14 protein-coding genes are annotated in these 16958 nt (G+C 69.2%); 11 read left to right on the top strand and 3 right to left on the bottom strand.

Annotation, left to right across the window (positions count from 1 at the left end):
• Positions 1-318: 318 nt before the first annotated feature.
• On the bottom strand, positions 319-1314 hold the full coding sequence (locus tag ACXC9Q_RS15390) for a GDSL-type esterase/lipase family protein (RefSeq protein WP_457057187.1): 996 nt from the start codon (positions 1312-1314) through the stop codon (positions 319-321).
• Complete coding sequence (locus tag ACXC9Q_RS15385) at positions 1311-2006, bottom strand: GntR family transcriptional regulator (RefSeq protein WP_457057186.1); 696 nt, start codon at positions 2004-2006, stop codon at positions 1311-1313. The genes ACXC9Q_RS15390 and ACXC9Q_RS15385 overlap by 4 nt, the downstream gene beginning before the upstream one ends.
• 117 nt (positions 2007-2123) lie before the next feature.
• On the opposite strand from ACXC9Q_RS15385, the gene ACXC9Q_RS15380 reads away from it, so the two are divergent.
• The 6 genes from ACXC9Q_RS15380 to ACXC9Q_RS15355 all read left to right on the top strand — a co-directional run bounded on the left by ACXC9Q_RS15380 (position 2124) and on the right by ACXC9Q_RS15355 (position 10586).
• Positions 2124-3182 carry an isocitrate/isopropylmalate dehydrogenase family protein gene (locus tag ACXC9Q_RS15380; protein ID WP_457057185.1) on the top strand — a complete coding sequence of 353 codons (1059 nt, stop codon included), beginning with the start codon at positions 2124-2126 and terminating at the stop codon, positions 3180-3182.
• On the top strand, positions 3179-5647 hold the full coding sequence (gene acnA / locus ACXC9Q_RS15375; protein WP_457057184.1) for an aconitate hydratase AcnA: 2469 nt from the start codon (positions 3179-3181) through the stop codon (positions 5645-5647). The genes ACXC9Q_RS15380 and acnA overlap by 4 nt, the downstream gene beginning before the upstream one ends.
• Positions 5644-7419, top strand: coding sequence for an aldehyde dehydrogenase family protein (locus ACXC9Q_RS15370; protein ID WP_457057183.1), 1776 nt, complete (start codon positions 5644-5646; stop codon positions 7417-7419). The genes acnA and ACXC9Q_RS15370 overlap by 4 nt, the downstream gene beginning before the upstream one ends.
• A 74-nt stretch (positions 7420-7493) precedes the next feature.
• Positions 7494-8216 carry a VIT1/CCC1 transporter family protein gene (locus tag ACXC9Q_RS15365; RefSeq protein ID WP_457057182.1) on the top strand — a complete coding sequence of 241 codons (723 nt, stop codon included), beginning with the start codon at positions 7494-7496 and terminating at the stop codon, positions 8214-8216.
• Positions 8213-9991, top strand: a complete 1779-nt coding sequence (locus tag ACXC9Q_RS15360) for an FAD-binding protein (protein WP_457057181.1) — start codon at positions 8213-8215, stop codon at positions 9989-9991. The genes ACXC9Q_RS15365 and ACXC9Q_RS15360 overlap by 4 nt, the downstream gene beginning before the upstream one ends.
• Before the next feature lie 10 nt (positions 9992-10001).
• Positions 10002-10586 carry a Chromate resistance protein ChrB gene (locus tag ACXC9Q_RS15355; protein ID WP_457057180.1) on the top strand — a complete coding sequence of 195 codons (585 nt, stop codon included), beginning with the start codon at positions 10002-10004 and terminating at the stop codon, positions 10584-10586.
• A 7-nt stretch (positions 10587-10593) separates the two neighbouring features.
• On the opposite strand, the gene ACXC9Q_RS15350 is transcribed toward ACXC9Q_RS15355, so the two are convergent.
• Positions 10594-11526 (bottom strand): MurR/RpiR family transcriptional regulator, encoded by a 933-nt coding sequence (locus tag ACXC9Q_RS15350; RefSeq protein ID WP_457057179.1) that lies wholly within the window; start codon positions 11524-11526, stop codon positions 10594-10596.
• 190 nt (positions 11527-11716) lie between these two features.
• Here ACXC9Q_RS15350 and ACXC9Q_RS15345 point away from each other — a divergent pair, with 190 nt between their 5' ends.
• The 5 genes from ACXC9Q_RS15345 (at position 11717) to ACXC9Q_RS15325 (ending at position 16957) form a co-directional block, all read left to right on the top strand.
• Positions 11717-12895 carry a C45 family autoproteolytic acyltransferase/hydolase gene (locus ACXC9Q_RS15345; RefSeq protein WP_457057178.1) on the top strand — a complete coding sequence of 393 codons (1179 nt, stop codon included), beginning with the start codon at positions 11717-11719 and terminating at the stop codon, positions 12893-12895.
• A gap of 46 nt (positions 12896-12941) precedes the next feature.
• A complete protein-coding gene (locus tag ACXC9Q_RS15340; RefSeq protein ID WP_457057177.1) occupies positions 12942-13961 on the top strand; it encodes an ABC transporter substrate-binding protein in 1020 nt (339 codons plus the stop codon).
• Between the two features lies 1 nt (position 13962).
• Positions 13963-15030 carry a FecCD family ABC transporter permease gene (locus ACXC9Q_RS15335; RefSeq protein WP_457057176.1) on the top strand — a complete coding sequence of 356 codons (1068 nt, stop codon included), beginning with the start codon at positions 13963-13965 and terminating at the stop codon, positions 15028-15030.
• Positions 15031-15105: 75 nt separating this feature from the next.
• The gene (locus ACXC9Q_RS15330; protein WP_457057175.1) at positions 15106-16134 is read left to right on the top strand and encodes a FecCD family ABC transporter permease; all 1029 of its coding nucleotides are present in this window, start codon (positions 15106-15108) and stop codon (positions 16132-16134) included.
• A 7-nt stretch (positions 16135-16141) separates the two neighbouring features.
• Positions 16142-16957 (top strand): ABC transporter ATP-binding protein, encoded by an 816-nt coding sequence (locus ACXC9Q_RS15325; protein ID WP_457057174.1) that lies wholly within the window; start codon positions 16142-16144, stop codon positions 16955-16957.
• The last annotated feature ends 1 nt before the right edge of the window (position 16958 follow it).

The raw sequence follows: 16958 nt of genomic DNA, 5'->3' as shown, positions 1-16958 counted from the left end.
CTACCACACCCCCCGCGAAATGTTCGCTACCCTCCTCATCGACGACCTACACCGCGTTGCGACCACCCCCTGATCTCGCCGAGGAAAACCCTCCCCAAACCGGCAGAAAACCCTCCACCCGAACAGACCGGGGGCGCACCCCGGGGCCGGTGTCTCCACCGCCCCCCACGGCGGGTGAGGGCGGAGCGGGAACCGACCAGGAGCACCACCCAACGCGCTCCGAAACCACCCACACATCCAGCACAAGAGCCTGAATGGGGCTCCCGTGCCCTCGGTGTGGGGGAAATGGGTAAGGGCTTGAGTGGGGTGGGCGGTGGGCTATCGGAGGTGGGGACCGAGTAGGGTCGCCAGACGCTCGCCGATCAGGCGGTAGCCGTCGGGGCCGGGGTGTACGTCGTCCGCGTAGAGGGCTCGCGCTTCGTCCATCGTGAGGACCTCACGGCCGTCGATGAGGTGGACCCCCGGATCCCTGCGCGCGCCGAGCTCCACACAGTCGCGTACGTCGTCCAGCGTGAGACCGACCGCGTTCGGTTTGCCCTCGCGGTTGGGCGCGAACAGGGGCGTGATCACCACGATCGGGGTCTTGGGGTGGCCGGCGCGGACTGTCGAGATGAAGGCCTCGATCTGGCCGGGCAAGGTGCGGCCACTGAAGGTTTCGCCGCCGTAGATGTTGATGCCGAGGCATAACGAGATCAGACGGGCCGGGAGGTCGCGGATCGTGTGGGCGGCGACCGGGTCGAGGTGGCACTCGCCGGCGAAGCCGAGCGAGACACAGTTCCAGCCGTGCTGCCGGGCGACCAGCGCCGGCCAGGTCTCGGACGGACCGTAGGCGCCGCCGCACTGGGTGATCGAGCTGCCGTAAGTGACCCAGCGTGGCCCGGTCGGCGCCAGCGGCTCGGAGTCACCGTCGAACGCGAGCCCGCGGATCTCGACCATGCCGACTTGCGGTAGCCAGAGCTCCACCTCGACCGCGCGGCCCGGCAGGTCAACGGTCAGACGCTGCTCACCCTCGCGGACTGCGCAGCGCTCGTGCAGTTCACCGTCGACCAGGATGTCCACGGGCCCGATCGTGCTGGCGATGCCGCGCGCCGCCCGGATCTCCAGTCCGACCGAGGAGGCCGACGTACGCCAGGCTCCGCGCACACCGGCGGGGGTCGCGGCGCGCTCCCAGAGACGATGACCTGGTCGATCCGGGGATCCGGTCCAGTCGGTCAGGCCGAAGTCGTGACCCCGCGGATCGAGTCGCCAGAACGTCGTCCAGCCGTCCGCATCGACCTCCTGATGCTGGAAACCGGTCCACAAGGCCTCGCTCACGTTCGCCCTCCTCGGATGCCCCGGAGTGACCGGGCGACGGGTTGCGCGGCGGCGGACGTGAGGCGCGAGACCGCGCGCGCACCGAGACTGGCGTTCACATGGGCGAGCATGACCGCGGCGGCGGTGCCGGAGTCTCCGGCCGCGATCGCGTCGACCAGTGCGAGGTGCTCGGTGTGGGTGCGGTCCAGATCGTCCTCGGTCCGGCCGTCCTCGAGAGCAAGCCTGCGGTACCGGTCGGCTTTGTCCCACAGCCCGTCCAGGGTCTGGACGAGGAGCTCGTTGTGCGAGGCCGAGTAGATCGCGACGTGGAACCGCCGGTGCGTGAGCAGCTCGGCCGACCCGGGGTCGGTCCGCAGCGGCCGCAGCCCGTCAGCCGTCTCCCGGATCAGCGCGAGATCCTCCCGGGTCCGCCGTTCCGCCGCCAGGCCGGCGGCCAACGGGTCGAGCGAACGACGGATCTCGACCAGATCGCGCGCCTCCTCCGCGGTCAGCCGGGTGACGCGCGCGTCCCGGTGCGCGTCCAGCTCGACCAGGCCCTCGGTCATCAGCCGGCGCAACGCCTCGCGCAGGGGTGTCGTGCTGATGCCGAGCTCGCGGGCCAGGTCGGCCTGCGGGATGACCGCACCGGGTCCCAGCCCGCCGCGCAGCACCTGGTCGCGGACGAGTTCGTAGGCGATCTCGGCCTTGGTCACGGGATCCTCCAGCTAGTTATAACGACCGGCTGGCTCAGACTACCTTGAGATCATGCCTTGAGACGAGATCTGCCAAACACTTGACGCGAGTCGTTATAACGACTCACACTCCTCACTATGGCTGACAACTTCCGGTTGGGTGTGCTGCTGGGTGACGGCATCGGGCCCGAGATCGTGCCCGCCGCCGTCCAGGTGCTCGATTCCGCTCTCGGCGCCGTCGGTGCGCCGGCCGTCGAGTGGGTGCCGCTCCCGGTCGGCGCCGCGGCGATCGAGACGCACGGCAGCGCCCTCCCGGACGTCACGGTCGAGACGCTCGACAAGCTCGACGGCTGGCTCCTCGGCCCGCACGACAGTGCGTCGTACCCCGCGGAGCATCGCGCGCAGCTCAACCCGAGCGGGTTCCTCCGCAAGCATTTCGATCTGTTCGCCAACATCCGCCCGGCGAAGGCCTTCGACGGGACGCCCGCGCTGCTGCCCGGGCTCGACCTGGTCGTGGTCCGGGAGAACACCGAGGGCTTCTACGCCGATCGCAGTACCTATCGCGGCACCGGTGAGTTCATGCCGACCGCGGACGTGGCGATCGCGATGGGCATCTTCACCCGTCCCGCGATCGAGCGGATCGCGCGGCAGGCCTTCGAGCTCGCGGTCCAGCGCCGCAAGCGTCTGACCATCGTCCACAAGGCCAACGTGCTCCGGACCACGACCGGCTTCTTCCTGGAGATCTGCCGGGAGATCGCCGCCGAGTACCCCGACGTCGCGGTCGACGACTTCCACATCGACGCGATGACCGTCCATCTGGTCCGGCACGGGGCGGACTTCGACGTACTGGTCACGGAGAACATGTTCGGCGACATCCTGTCCGACCTGACCGGCGAACTGGCCGGCTCGCTCGGGATCGCGCCGTCCATCAACGCCTCGCATGAGCGGGCGATGGCGCAGGCGGCGCACGGCTCGGCCCCGGACATCGCCGGCCGCGGCCTGGCCAACCCGACGGCGATGATCTCCTCCGGCGCGATGCTGCTCGACTGGCTCGGCAACCAGCCGGCCGCCGAGCTGATCGATCGCGGTCTCCGGGCGGCGGTTGCCCAAGGCATCCGTACGGCGGACCTCGGCGGCACGGCCGGTACGGCGGAGTTCACCGCGGCCGTCGTCGAGTCGATCAACGGGCTCGCATGAACATCCAGTCACTGCGAGGCATCGCGCCCGATCACTTGCCGCGGACGCTCCGGATCCTTCTGGAGAACGCACTGCGGCACGGCACGGCGAGCGACATACTGCGCGACTGGAAACCGGGCGCGACCGGCGAGCTGGAGGTCTACCCGTCGCGGATCTTCCTGCACGACACGAACGGCGTACCCGTGCTGGCCGACCTGGCCGCGATGCGGGACGCAATGGTTGCCCGCGGCAAGGACCCCGGACTGGTCGACCCGGTGATCCCGGCGGAGCTGGTGGTCGACCACTCGGTGATCGCGGACGTGTTCGGCCGGCCGGACGCGTTGCGGCGCAACGTCGAGCTGGAGTACGAGCGCAACGCCGAGCGGTACCGCTTCCTGCGCTGGGGACAGCGCACGTTCCGGCAGCTCGAGGTGGTGCCGCCGGGGTCCGGGATCATGCACCAGATCAACCTGGAGCACCTGGCCCGGGTGGTCGAGGAGCGCGACGGCTGGGTGTTCCCAGATCTCTGCCTGGGCACCGACTCGCACACCACGATGGTCAACGGCCTGGGTGTGCTCGGGTGGGGGATCGGCGGGATCGAGGCCGAGGCGGCGATGCTCGGGCAGTCGGTGTCGATGATGCTGCCGCCGGTGGTCGGCGTACGCCTGACCGGTGCGCTGCCGGTCGGGACGACCGCGACCGACCTGGTGCTGACGATCACCGAGACGCTGCGGGCGCACGGCGTGGTCGGCAAGCTGGTCGAGTTCACCGGCCCCGCGCTGGCGGACCTGCCGGTGCCGGACCGGGCGACGATCGCGAACATGAGCCCTGAGTTCGGCTCGACCGCGGCGTACTTCCCGATCGACGAGCGCACGCTCGAATACCTGCTCTTCACCGGACGTACGCCGGAGAAGGTCGCGCTGGTCGAGTCCTACGCCCGAGAGCAGGGCCTGTGGCACGACCCGTCTGTCGACCTGACGTACGACGAGTGTCTGGACATCGACCTGACCACAGTGGTCCCCTCCATCGCCGGACCTCGTCGGCCGCAGCAACGCACGCAACTGTCCACCGCCAAGCAGGCAGTCGAGCGTGAACTGCCGGCCGGCCCACGCACCACGACCACGGTCGGGCACGGTGCGGTCGTCGTCGCGGCCATCACGTCCTGCACGAACACGTCGAACCCCGCGGTGATGGTCGCCGCCGGCCTGCTCGCCCGCAACGCCGTTGAGCGCGGTTTGGCCAGCAAGCCGTGGGTGAAGACGACACTGTCTCCCGGGTCGCGCGTGGTGATGGACTATCTCGGCGACGCCGGACTCACGCCGTACCTGGAGAAGCTCGGCTTCCACCTGGCGGGGTTCGGCTGTATGACCTGCATCGGGGCGTCGGGCGCGTTGATCGACGAGGTCGCCGAGGCGGTCCGGACGCAGGACCTCACCGTCGCGGCCGTGCTGTCGGGGAACCGGAACTTCGAGGGCAGGATCCAGGCCGACGTCCGGCTGAACTACCTCGCGTCGCCGCCGCTCGTGATCGCCTACGCCCTCGCCGGCCGGATGGACATCGACCTGCTCTCCGAGCCGCTCAGCTCAGAGGGACCGCCGGTCTACCTGGAGGACCTTTGGCCTGAGCCGGCCGAGATCGAAGCGGTGATCGGCCGCACGCTCAAGCCCGAGTTATTCGATCGCGCGTATGACGATCTGTTCGCCGGCGACGACCGCTGGCAGCAACTTGCTGCGCCGGCGGGTGAGACCTTCGCCTGGGAGGACTCGACGTACCTTCGCCGGCCGCCGTACTTCGACGTGCAGCCCACACCGGGTGACTTGGTCGGCGCTCGCGCGTTGGTGCGGCTCGGTGACTCGGTCACCACGGACCACCTCTCGCCCGCGGGCGCGATTCCCCCGGACAGCGTGGCCGGTCGCTATCTGCGCGACGCCGGGACGGACCAGCTGAACACGTATGCGTCGCGACGCGGCAACCATCAAGTGATGGTCCGCGGCGCCTTCGCCAACCTGCGGCTGCGCAACGAGCTTGCGGACGGCGTCGAAGGCCCGGTCACGCCCGGCCCGGACGGCGTCCTGACCTCGATCTACGACGCGGCCGAGGCCTATCGCGCGGCCGGCGTACCGATCGTCGTTGTCGCCGGCAAGGAATACGGCGCCGGGTCGTCGCGCGACTGGGCGGCCAAGGGCCCGGCGCTGCTCGGAGTACGGGCGGTACTCGCGCAGTCGTTCGAGCGGATCCATCGATCGAACCTGGTCGGCCTCGGCATCCTGCCGCTGGAGTTCCTGCCCGGAGAGGGCGACGACCTCACCGGAACAGAGCCCATCGACCTCCGGCTCGGCATGGACGGCTTTGCGACCGCGTGCTCCGCGGGCCGGACCTACCGGCTGAAGATCCGCCTCGACACACCTCGCGAAGTCGACTACTACCACCACGGCGGTGTGCTGCCCTACGTGCTGCACCGCCTGAGCGAAGGGCAACCCTCGTGATCGCCTCGTTCAACCCCGCCAGCGGGGAAGAACTCGTCACCTTCGACGCGTACGACGCGGACCGCGTCGACGCGCTGCTGACCGCCGCAGTGGTTGCCCAAAGCAACTGGCGGTGGACCGAGGTGTCCGAGCGGACCGACCTGCTCACCTCCCTGGCCGAAACGCTGCGGAGCCGGAAGCCCGAACTCGCCGCGCTGATCACCAGCGAGATGGGCAAGCCGCTGACCGAGGCGGTCGCCGAGATCGAGAAGTGCGCGATCACGTGTGAGTACTACGCCTCACGTGCGGAGGGCTTCCTGGCCGCGGAGACGGTCACGCCCGACAGCCGGGTCGAGTTCGAGCCGCTCGGCGTCGTCCTCGCGGTGATGCCGTGGAACTACCCGTTCTGGCAGTTCTTCCGGTTCGCCGCGCCGGCCCTGGCCGCGGGCAACGGGGCGATCCTCAAGCACGCCAACTCGGTCCCGCGGTGTGCGCTGGCGATCGAATCCGTCCTGCGGGACGCCGGGATGCCGGCCGGATTGATCGGGGTCGTCCTGGTCGAGACCGAGCAGGTCGCCGGTCTGATCGAGGACGACCGGATCGCGGCCGTCACCTTCACCGGCTCCACCGAGGTCGGTAGCGTCATCGCCGCGCAGGCCGGACGGGCGCTGAAGAAGCAGGTCCTCGAACTCGGTGGCTCGGACCCGTTCATCGTCCTCGCCGACGCCGACCTGGACGCGGCTGCACGGACCGCCGTCACCGCGCGGTTCCTCAACGCCGGACAGAGCTGCGTCAACGCGAAGCGGTTCATCGTCGAGGAGTCCGTCGCCGACGATTTCGTCGCCCGTTTCGGTACGGCGGTCGACCGGCTCGTCCTCGGTGATCCGGTCGACGGCGCCACCACGATCGGCCCGCTGGCCCGGGCCAATCTGCGTGACACGTTGCACGCGCAGGTTCGCCGTACGGTTGAAGCCGGCGCGACCCTCGTCCGTGGCGGCGACGTGGTCGACCGGCCCGGGTTCTACTACCAGCCGACCGTGCTCGACCACGTGCTGCCGGGGATGGCGGCGTTCGACGAGGAGACGTTCGGACCGGTCGCGGCGATCACGCGGGTGCGCGACGCGGACGAGGCGATCCGGCTGGCGAACCAGACCGAGTTCGGACTGGCGGCGTCGTTGTGGACGCGGCCGGAGCGCGCCCGTGAGCTGACCCGGCGGCTGGACGCGGGGGCGGTGTTCGTCAACGCGATGGTCGCCTCGGATCCGCGGCTGCCCTTCGGCGGGATCAAGCGATCCGGGTACGGCCGCGAGCTGGGCGTGCACGGGATGCGCGAGTTCATGAACACCAAGACCGTCTGGTCGGCCGAGCCGGCGCCGCGCTTGGTGATCCGGCCCGGCGAGGTCGAGGTGTTCGACCGGGGCAGCGGCGTACGCACCGTTCCTTATGTCGGCGCCTGGAACTGTGGACCGAACCGGGTCACCACCGGTACGACGGTGTTTGCCGTCGGCACCGAAATCCCGTTGCACTCGCACAACGTCGAGGAGTCGGTGCTGGTGTTCTCCGGCCAGGCGACCGCGGTGATCGACGGCGAGCGGGTCGACCTGGAGGCGGGTGACGCGACCTGGGTCCCGGCCGGCGTACCGCACCAGTTCATCAACCGCGGCGACGGCGAACTGACCATCTACTGGGTGTACGGCGGACGCGAGGTGACGCGGACGATGACCGCGACCGGCGTGACCGTGGCGCACCTCTCCGCCGGGGACCGCGGCGCCGTTGCCGCGCCAAGAAAGTAACGAGTAGGCTGATGTAACAGGTGATGCAAATTAACCAAGGTTACGCTCACCTCACTCCGGAAGGAAGTCCCTGAATGACAGCGGAAGCTGCGGAACAGCACAGTCCCGAGATCCACCACTCGCACCGCGACGTCACCGGCGGCTGGCTGCGGCCTGCCACCTTCGGCGTGATGGACGGCCTGGTGTCGAACTTCGCCCTGGTCGCCGGTGTGGTCGGCGGCGGCGCGACCGGCAAGGTCGTGATCATGACCGGGCTGGCCGGCCTGGTCGCCGGCGCCTGCTCGATGGCCTCGGGAGAGTTCACCTCGGTCTCGTCCCAGACCGAGTTGATGAAGTCCGAGATCGAGGTCGAGCGGCGCGAGCTGCGGATCCACCCCGAGGAAGAGCAACGCGAGCTGGCCCGGATGTACGAGGCGAAGGGCCTGCGTCCCGAGCTCGCCGCCCAGGTCGCCCGCGAGCTGACCGCCAATCCGGACGTCGCGCTCGACGTCCATGTCCGCGAGGAACTCGGGGTCGACCGCAACGACCTGCCGTCCCCGTGGGTCGCGGCCGGTTCGTCGTTCGCCGCGTTCGCGATCGGTGCGCTGATCCCGCTGATCCCGTTCATCTTCGGCGCCGCGAGCGTGTTGCCGGCGTTGCTGCTCAGCGCGGTCGGTCTGGTCGTCACCGGCGGCATCGTCGGCAAGATCACCGCCCGCCCGTTCTGGTACGGCGGCGGACGACAGCTGCTCCTCGGTGGGCTGTCGGCCGGTGTCACCTACGTGATCGGCCTGGCCGTCGGGACCGGTTTGTCATGAATCTCGTCGTCACGGCCCTGGTGAAGCAGGTGCCCAAGGGTGATCACAGCGGACGCCTCGACGCGGACGGCCGGCTCGAACGGGCCGGCGCGATCGCCGAGATGAATCCGTGGTGCCGCCGGGCCGTGGCTCAGGCGGTCCGGCTGGCGGGGGAGTCCGGCGGTCGCAGTACGGCGATCACCATGGGTCCGCCCGCGGCTGCCGACGTACTGCGAGAAGCGCTGGCCTGGGGTGTCGACGACGCCCTCCACCTGACGGATCCCGCCCTGGCCGGCTCGGACTGCCTCGTCACCGCCCGCGCGCTCGCGTCGACGATCGGACTGCTCGACGATCGCCCGGACCTGATCCTGGTCGGCGCCAGCTCGGTCGACGGCAGCACGGGCGCGGTCGGCGCCATGCTCGCCGAGCTCCTCGGTGTCCCGTTCACCGGGCCGGTTCTCTCGCTGGAGCCGGACGAGACCGGCCGAAAGCTGCTGACCACGGTTCAGTACGACACCGGCACCGAGCAGGTAGTCGTCGACCTGCCCGCCGTCGTGGCCGTCGCCGAACGCTCCTGCCCGCCGGCCAAGGCTCCGGCCGAGTCGTGGCCACCCGCCAGCGCGGTCCGTCGCGTCACCACTGCCGACCTCGCCCCCGGTCGCTGGGGTCTGCCTGGCAGCCCGACCAAGGTCGCCCAGGTTCACCCGGCGCCGTTGACCCGAGACCCGATCATCTTCCGCGGTCGCCCCCAGACCCAGGCCAGCCGGGCTGTCACCGAACTGCTCGCCCGAGGCTGCTTCGAAACGCCGACGGCGCAAGCGGCGGAAGTCGTGCCCACTCCACATCCCCTGGGGACCGAGGTGGTTGCGCTGGTCGGTCCAGGACCAGTGGCCGGCACTCGGGCGCTACTGGGAGCCGCCGCCGCGCTAGCGGTCCAGGTCGGCGGTGCGGTGACCGCAGTACGAGCAGTGCAGAGCGACGACGATCTCGCGCGGTGGGGCGCCGACAGTGTGGTGACGTTGAGTGCCGACGAGCCGCGTCCGGTGGCCGCTGTGTTGGCCGAGTGGATCGGCGAACGGTCGCCGTGGGCCGTGCTCGGCGCGGCCTTGCCATGGGATCGCGAGGTGCTGGCCCGCCTCGCCGTCGCCTCAGGGGCCGGGCTGATGTCGGACCTGGTCAGCCTGAGCGTCACGCCTGGTACGACGCCGCGCCTCGCCGGACTGAAACCGTCAGGCGGTGGAACGCTCGCGGAGATCGTCAGCCACGGCTCACCACAGATCGCCACGCTCCGGACCGGTCTCTTGCCTCTGCGCGAACCGCGTGCCGACCGCGAACTCACCGACCACCTGCTGCAGGTCCCTGCGGATCCGGCGATCCACCGGGCCGAGCGTCGTACCGGAAACGACGGCGATGCGCTGGACCGGGCCGAGGTGGTGATCGGCATCGGCCGCGGCGTACAGCCCGAGACGTACGCCGAACTCGAGCCGATGCGCGTGCTCCTGGGCGCCGAACTGGCCGCCACCCGCAAGGTGACCGACGAGGGCTGGTTGCCGCACGGGCGCCAGGTCGGCATCACCGGACGCAGCATCGCGCCGCGGATGTACCTCGCGGTCGGCCTGTCCGGCAACTTGAACCACCTGGCCGGCGCGAGCCGGGCCGGGACCGTACTGGCCATCAACACCGACCCGGCGGCGGAGATCTTCGCGCAGTGCGACGTCGGTCTGGTCGCGGACTGGCGGGAGGTGATGCCGCACTTGGTCGATCGACTCCGCGTCGTGGTGGGCAACGGCAGATAGCCTGTGCGGCATGGCGACGACCCGACGGACGAAGGCTGCGGTGAAGACCACTGAGACCGAGGCCTGGCTGCTACTGATCTACAAGGTGCCGAGCGACTCGTCGCGGGCGCGGGTGGCGGTCTGGCGGGAGCTGAAGCGGCTCGGCGGGTTCTATGTCCAGCAGGCCGTGTGCGTGCTGCCGGATCGCGACAACCTGCGGACCGGCATGGAGAAGGTACGGGAGCGGGTCGCCGAACTCGGTGGCTCGAGTGTCTTCCTCACCCTCACCGACGTCGACGACGACGCCCGTGACCAGTTCGTCGAGGGCTTCCGGAGTCAGTCCGCCAAGGAGTACGCCGAGATCGTCGAGGAGTGCGACACCAAGTTCGTCAAGGAGATCGAGTTCGAGCGCTTCCGCGAGAACTACACCTTCGAGGAAGCCGAGGAGATCCGTCAGGACCTGGAGAAGCTCCGCCGCTGGCTGGCCAAGGTGGAGCACCGGGACTGGATGGGTGCCAACGGCAAGGATTTGGCGAGATCCAAGGTAGCCGACTGCGAGCGGCTGCTGGAGGAGTTCGAGGCCGATGTGTACGAACGGACCGAGGGAACCGTCTGACCGGAGACTATGTCCGGCGTTGCGCGGTGCGCTTCGCCTTGGGCAGGGTCAGCAGTCCTTCATCCGCGAGCGAGTAGCCGTTCAGGTCCTCGCGCAGCTGGTTCATCCGTTCGGTGTGGTCGAGCGACTGCTCGCGGTCGCCGGCGGCCACGGCGATCGTCAGCGCCTCCAGCAGGATCAGTACGGTCGCCTGGCTGGTGAACGTACCCGGACGGCTCATCGGTGCGGACAGCACGACGGCGACCTCGTCGCGCAACGCCTCGCCGAGCGTGTCCGTCAGCAGGATCACCGGTACGCCGGTCGCGGTGCAGTGATCCAGGATCACGCGGGTCTCGCGGGTGATCCGGTTGTGCCCGATCACGATCACCACGTCCTCGGCGGTGATCAGCAGCAGCCGGTCCGCCAGCCGGTAGCCGGTGTCCGACGCGGCCCGGGCCCGGTGCCCGATCCGGGTCAGATGGGTGGCGATGTACTCCGAGACCCCGTCGAGGCCGGCGAATCCGCAGATCACCGTCTCCCGGGCGTTGTCGATCAGCTCGACCGCCCGCCGGAACTCGGCGGCGTCGATGGACCGCTCGGCCTGGGTCAGGCGCTCGATGTGGTCGCGCAGGGTCGCGCTCAGCACGGCCTCCGGGCCGTCGCCGACCGTCTCCAGGCTGGCGCTCAACCGGTTCGCGGGAGTCAGCAGGCTCTGCAGATGGCCCTGCAGCGAACGCTTCAGGCCGGGCAGGCCGTCGAAGCCGAGAGCCTTCGCGGTGCGGACGACGCTGGCGTCGCTGGTCCCGGTGGCCCGGCCGAGCTCCTCGGCGGAGGAGAAGGCTGCCTCCTGAGGATGGGTGGACAGGTACTCGGCCACCCTGCGCTCGGTCGCGGTGAGCGTCCCGATCCGGGCGGCGACCCGCTCCTGCAGGCTGGGTGGCTTGGGTTCCGCAACAGTCACGACGGCTCCTTCGCCTCGCAGGACTACTACCCGTATCCGCCGATCATGTCATCCGCTTGGTCAAGATCACCGGCAGGTAAACGATCGGCTGACTCGTTGACAGTCACTGTAGCAGTCACTACCGTCGTCTGAAACTTCGTAGCAAACACAACGAACCCTGGATTTCCCTCCGATTTCACTGGAGATTCCCGTGACCGAGCTCCTCAGCATCGACCTCACCGCGGCCGACCCGCGCGAGCGGGGCCGCCAGTACGGCGAGGCCGCGCGGGCGCCGATCGCCCGGTCAGTGGCCTTCTACGCCGAGTCGACGGCCCGGAAGACCGGCCTGTCCTGGCCGGAGATCCTCGACCGCGCCCCCGCCTGGGTGCCGGTGATCGAGGGCTACCTGCCAGACATCGTCGAGGAGCTCCGCGGGATCGCGGAGGGTTCCGGCCACAGCTTCGAGACGATCCTCGCGCTGAACAGCCGCGGCGAGCTGACCAAGGGCAATCCGTTCACGGATCGCCGGTCCGAGGACGAGGGCTGCACCTCGTTCGCGATGCTCCAGCAGGCCAACGCGCTCGGCCGGGTCTGGGCCGGCCAGAACTGGGACCTCTGGGACGCGATCGCCGACACCGTCGTCGTGCTGCGCATCGCCCAGCCGGGCAAGCCCACCATCATCTGCCACGTCGAGGCCGGCCAGGTCGGCCGGCACGGCGCCAACTCCGCCGGGATCGCGTTGAACGCCAACGGTCTCGGCGCCGGATTCGGTACCGGACTGGGGGTTCCCGGTACCTTCGTCCGCCGCAAGGTGCTCGAGAGCTGGGACATGCACGACGCGCTGGACGCGATCTTCAGCGTCCGGCAGAGCCTGTCCAGCAACCTGTTGCTCACCCATGCCGACGGTTTCGCCATCGATGTCGAGACCACTCCCGGCCGGCACGGCTGGATGTACCCGACCGAGGGGTTGCTGGTGCACGGCAACCACTTCCAGTCCTTCGTCCCGCCGCAGATCGAACAGTCCTACAAGCCCTTCTCGGTGGACTCGCTCTACCGGACACCGCGCGTCGAGGAGGGCCTGTCCCGGGTCCGCGTCGACGGCACCACCGAGGAAGCGGTCGAGACCATCGTGCGGACCACGATGAGCGACCACTTCGGCCACCCCAACGCCGTCTGCCAGCACGTCGATCCGCGCCGGCACGAGCTCGACCGCTATTCCACGATCGTGTCCAGCCTGGTCGATCTGACCACCGGCACGTATCGGCTCACCCCCGGCCTCCCGTGTGGCAACAGCTACCAGCAGGCCCCCTGGAACTTGTACGACGGTCCCGGTTCCGAGGACCGTCCGCACGTCCCCGGCCCGGCGCACTCCCTCGCCGCCGCCAGGTGATCCCCACTACCCCTGCAAGGCATCTTCGACTCGAGGAGCGAATGCCATGTCTGTCTCCGCCACGAGAATGCGGTGCTCCGTCGCCGCGCTCGCCCTGACCCTCGCCGCGGTCGCCTTGGCCGGCTGCGGCTCGTCCGCCTCCCCGGCCACTGGTGCCGCCCCGAACGCCGATCGTGCTGCTGCCGCCCAGGGCGTCAGCTCGGACGTCAACCTGGAACAGTGCGGCAAGCCGACGCGCACGATCAAGCACGACCTCGGCACCACCACGATCACCGGCAACCCGACCCGGGTGGTGGCGCTGGAGTACTCCTTCGTCGACGCGCTGGTCTCGGTCGGGATGTCCCCGGTCGGCGTCGCCGACGACGACAAGCCCGACCGGATCATTCCCGGGATCCGCAGCAAGATGGGTGAGTACAAGTCGGTCGGCCTGCGGGCCACGCCGAACATCCAGGTGATCACCGCGCTGAAGCCGGACCTGATCCTGGCCGAGACCGGCCGGCACAAGGCGATCTACGACCAGCTGTCCAAGATCGCCCCGACGGTCGCCTTTCCCAGCCTGAACGGCAACTACCAGCAGGTGGTCGACAGCGAGATGTCGACGGCGATCGCACTGAACAAGTGCGACCAGATGAAGACCCGGCTGGCCGAGCACGAGAAGGTGATGGCCGAACTGAAGGCCAAGGTGCCGGCCGACGACAAGCGCAAGGCGACGTTCGTGGTCACGTCGGACAAGGGCTTCACCGGCTTCCCGCCGAAGTCCTACACCGCCGGCGTGCTGAAGCTCCTCGGCATCGACTCGCCGCTGTCCGACGAGGGCGGTGACGCCTCGGTCTCGCTCACCCTGGAGACGCTGGTCGCCACCAAGCCCGACTCGATGTTCATCGCCGGCTGGACCGACAAGACGCTGGCCGAGACCTGGGCCAAGAGTCCGCTGTGGAAAGAGGTGCCCGCGGTGAAGAACAACGCGACGTACAAGGTCGACCAGAACATCTGGTCGAGGTCGCGCGGGTTGCTGGCCTCCGAGCTGATCGCCCAGCAGGCGATCGAGAACCTCTACGGGAAGTGACATGTCGCTCTCCACGGGCACCCTGCCCCCACCGGCTGACACCGCGGACGCCGCCCACCGGCGTCCGCGGGTCACCACCAACCGGCAGCGCGTCACCTGGGTGACTGCGGCGATGCTGGTGCTGCTCGTCGTCGGGGCCGCCTGGAGCCTGTCGATCGGCAGTCAGCACATCGATCTGAGCAAGTTGCCGGGCGCGATGTTCCACGCCCGGACCACCGACGAGTTGATCGTGCACTCGATCCGGCTGCCCAGGGTGGTGCTGGCGCTCTGCGTCGGCGCCGCCCTGGCGGTGGCCGGTGCGCTGATGCAGGCGGTCGCGGCGAACCCGCTGGCCGCTCCCGAGATCATGGGCGTCAACGCGGGTGCGGTTCTGGTCGTCGTCCTGGCGGTCACCGTGGTTCCGTCGCTGTCCGGTGCGCCGACGATCCTGCTGGCCTTCGGCGGCGCGGCAGCCGCCGGCGTCTCGGTGATGTTGCTGGCCGGATCGGGGCGTGGCCGGGTCAGTCCGGTCCGCCTCGCACTGGCCGGCGTCACGGCGAGCAGCCTGCTCATCTCGCTGACCCAGGTGCTGATCATCTTCGACGAGAACTCGACCGACAGTGTGCTGTTCTGGCTGGTCGGCGGTGTCAACTACGCCGGGTGGAACGATATCCGGGACCTGTTTCCGTGGCTGGTGATCGGCCTGGCCGGTGCGTTCGCGATGGCCCGGCCGCTGAACCTCCTCGCGCTCGGTGACGATATGGCCCGCGGATTGGGCCAGAATGTCGAACGCACCCGGCTGTTCGGGTCGGTCCTGGTGGTTGTGCTCTGCGGTGCAGCCGTGGCCGTGGCCGGTCCGGTCGCGTTCATCGGGCTGATCGTGCCGCACATCGTCCGGCGGCTGGTGGGATCCAGCTACGTGGTGCTGCTCCCACTGTGCGCCCTGGGCGGTGGCGCCCTCGTGCTCTACGCGGACACTGTCTCCCGGTACGTCAAACCGCCGTTCGAGGTGCCGGCCGGAGTCGTCACGGCTCTGATCGGTGCGCCGATCTTCGTCTACCTCGCCCGCCGACAGAAGGTGACGTCATGAACGAGCGAAGCGAGTTCATCATTCAATACAGTCCACTTGTGCCTCATCGGCGCCCGGAGCGAAGCGAGGACGACGATGAGTAGTACGACGATTGTTGCGCAGGGCATCCGGCGCACATCGCTGGCGAGGCGGCATCCTGCCATCCTCATGGGATCACTGGGAGCGCTTGCGATTCTGCTGAGCTTCTACGGTCTCAGCGTGGGGGCCACCGAGGTGTCCCTGGGCGACGTTCTGCGGGCGCTGGTCGGTGACACCTCGACGCAGGCGTCGCAGATCGTGGTCGACTTCCAGTTGCCGCGAGTCCTGCTGTGCTGGCTGGTCGGCACCGCGCTGGCGGTGTCGGGCGCGGTCATGCAAGGCGTGATCCGCAACCCGCTGGCGGCGCCGGACATCATCGGTGTCACCAAGGGCGCGGGCTTCGCGGGGATGTTGATGCTGCTCGCGATCCCCGGTCTGCCCGTGGTGGCCGTCGTACCCGCCGCCTTCCTGGGTGGTGTGGCGGCGGCTGGGCTCGTCTACCTGCTGGCTTACCGCCGCGGGGCCACGCCGGTGCGCATCGCGCTGGTCGGCATCGCGGTCAGTGCGGCGTTCGAAGCTGGCATCCGGTTCCTGCTGGTGCGCAACCCGCTGGACGTCAGCGCCTCACTGATCTGGCTGACGGGTAGCCTGTTCGGCCGGTCGATGACCTCGGTGCTGGAGATCCTGCCGTGGGTCCTCGTGCTGGTCCCGTTGATCGTGGTGTGGAGCCGCAAGCTCGACGTCCTCGGACTGGGCGACGACCTGGCCGCGGGACTCGGCGAACCGGTCGAGAAGACCCGCCGGCTGCTGCTGTTCTTCGCCGTCGCACTGGCGGCCGCGGCGGTGGCAGTCTCCGGCACGATCGGCTTCGTCGGCCTGATCGCCCCGCACATGGCACGCCGGGTGTTCGGCGGCAAGCACATGGCGTCGATCCCGGCCGCCGCGCTCTTCGGCGTACTGCTGATGCTGATCGCCGACATGATCGGGCGCGGACTCGCGCCGCCGCTGGAGATCCCCGCCGGCCTGGTGACAGCCGTGGTCGGGGGCCCGTACTTCCTGTACCTGCTCGTGAAGACCGGAAAGTAGGAGAGCCATGCGTCTGCAGGCAGAAGCTGTCGAACTGGCCTATGACCGCACCGTCATCGCCAGGGACCTGACGCTGACCATCCCGGACGGCAAGGTCAGCGTGCTGATCGGTCCGAACGGCTCGGGCAAGAGCACCGCGCTGCGTGCGTTGGCCCGGTTGCTGCCACCGGCCAAGGGCAGCGTGATCCTGGACGGGAAGTCGATCCAGGACACGCCCACCAAAGACGTGGCCCGGCTGCTGGCAATCCTGCCACAGGTCCTGGTCACGCCGGAGTCGATCTCGGTGGAGGACCTGGTCTGGTTCGGCCGGCATCCGCACCGTACGTCGCTGAAGACCCCGAGCGCGGCCGACAAGGAGGCCGTCGAGTGGGCGATGAAGGTGACCAGTACGGCGGAGTTGCGGCACCAGCACGTCGACCAGTTGTCCGGTGGCCAGCGCCAGCGGGTGTGGATCGCGCTCTGCCTGGCCCAGGGCACCGATCTGATCCTGCTCGACGAACCCACGACGTACCTGGATGTCGCCTACCAGCTCGAGGTGCTCGACCTGTTGCACCAGCTCAACCAGGAGCAGGGCAAGACGGTCGCGATGGTGCTGCACGACTTCAACATGGCGGCCGAGTACGCCGACCACGTGTTCGTGATGAAGTCCGGGACGCTGGTCACCGAGGGCACACCGGAAGACGTGTTCACCTGCGACATCATCCGGGACGTGTTCGGGGTGGAGTCGAAGGTCGTCCCGCATCCGGTCAGTGGCAAGCCGATGTGCATCCCGCTGCGGGCCGGCCTGCTGGACCGTGCCAACCTGGCGGTGGCGACCGGATGAA

The sequence above is a fragment of the Kribbella sp. CWNU-51 genome (genome assembly GCF_054073265.1).
Note: the sequence above shows the minus strand (reverse complement) of the source record. Positions and strands in the feature narration are given on the sequence as shown.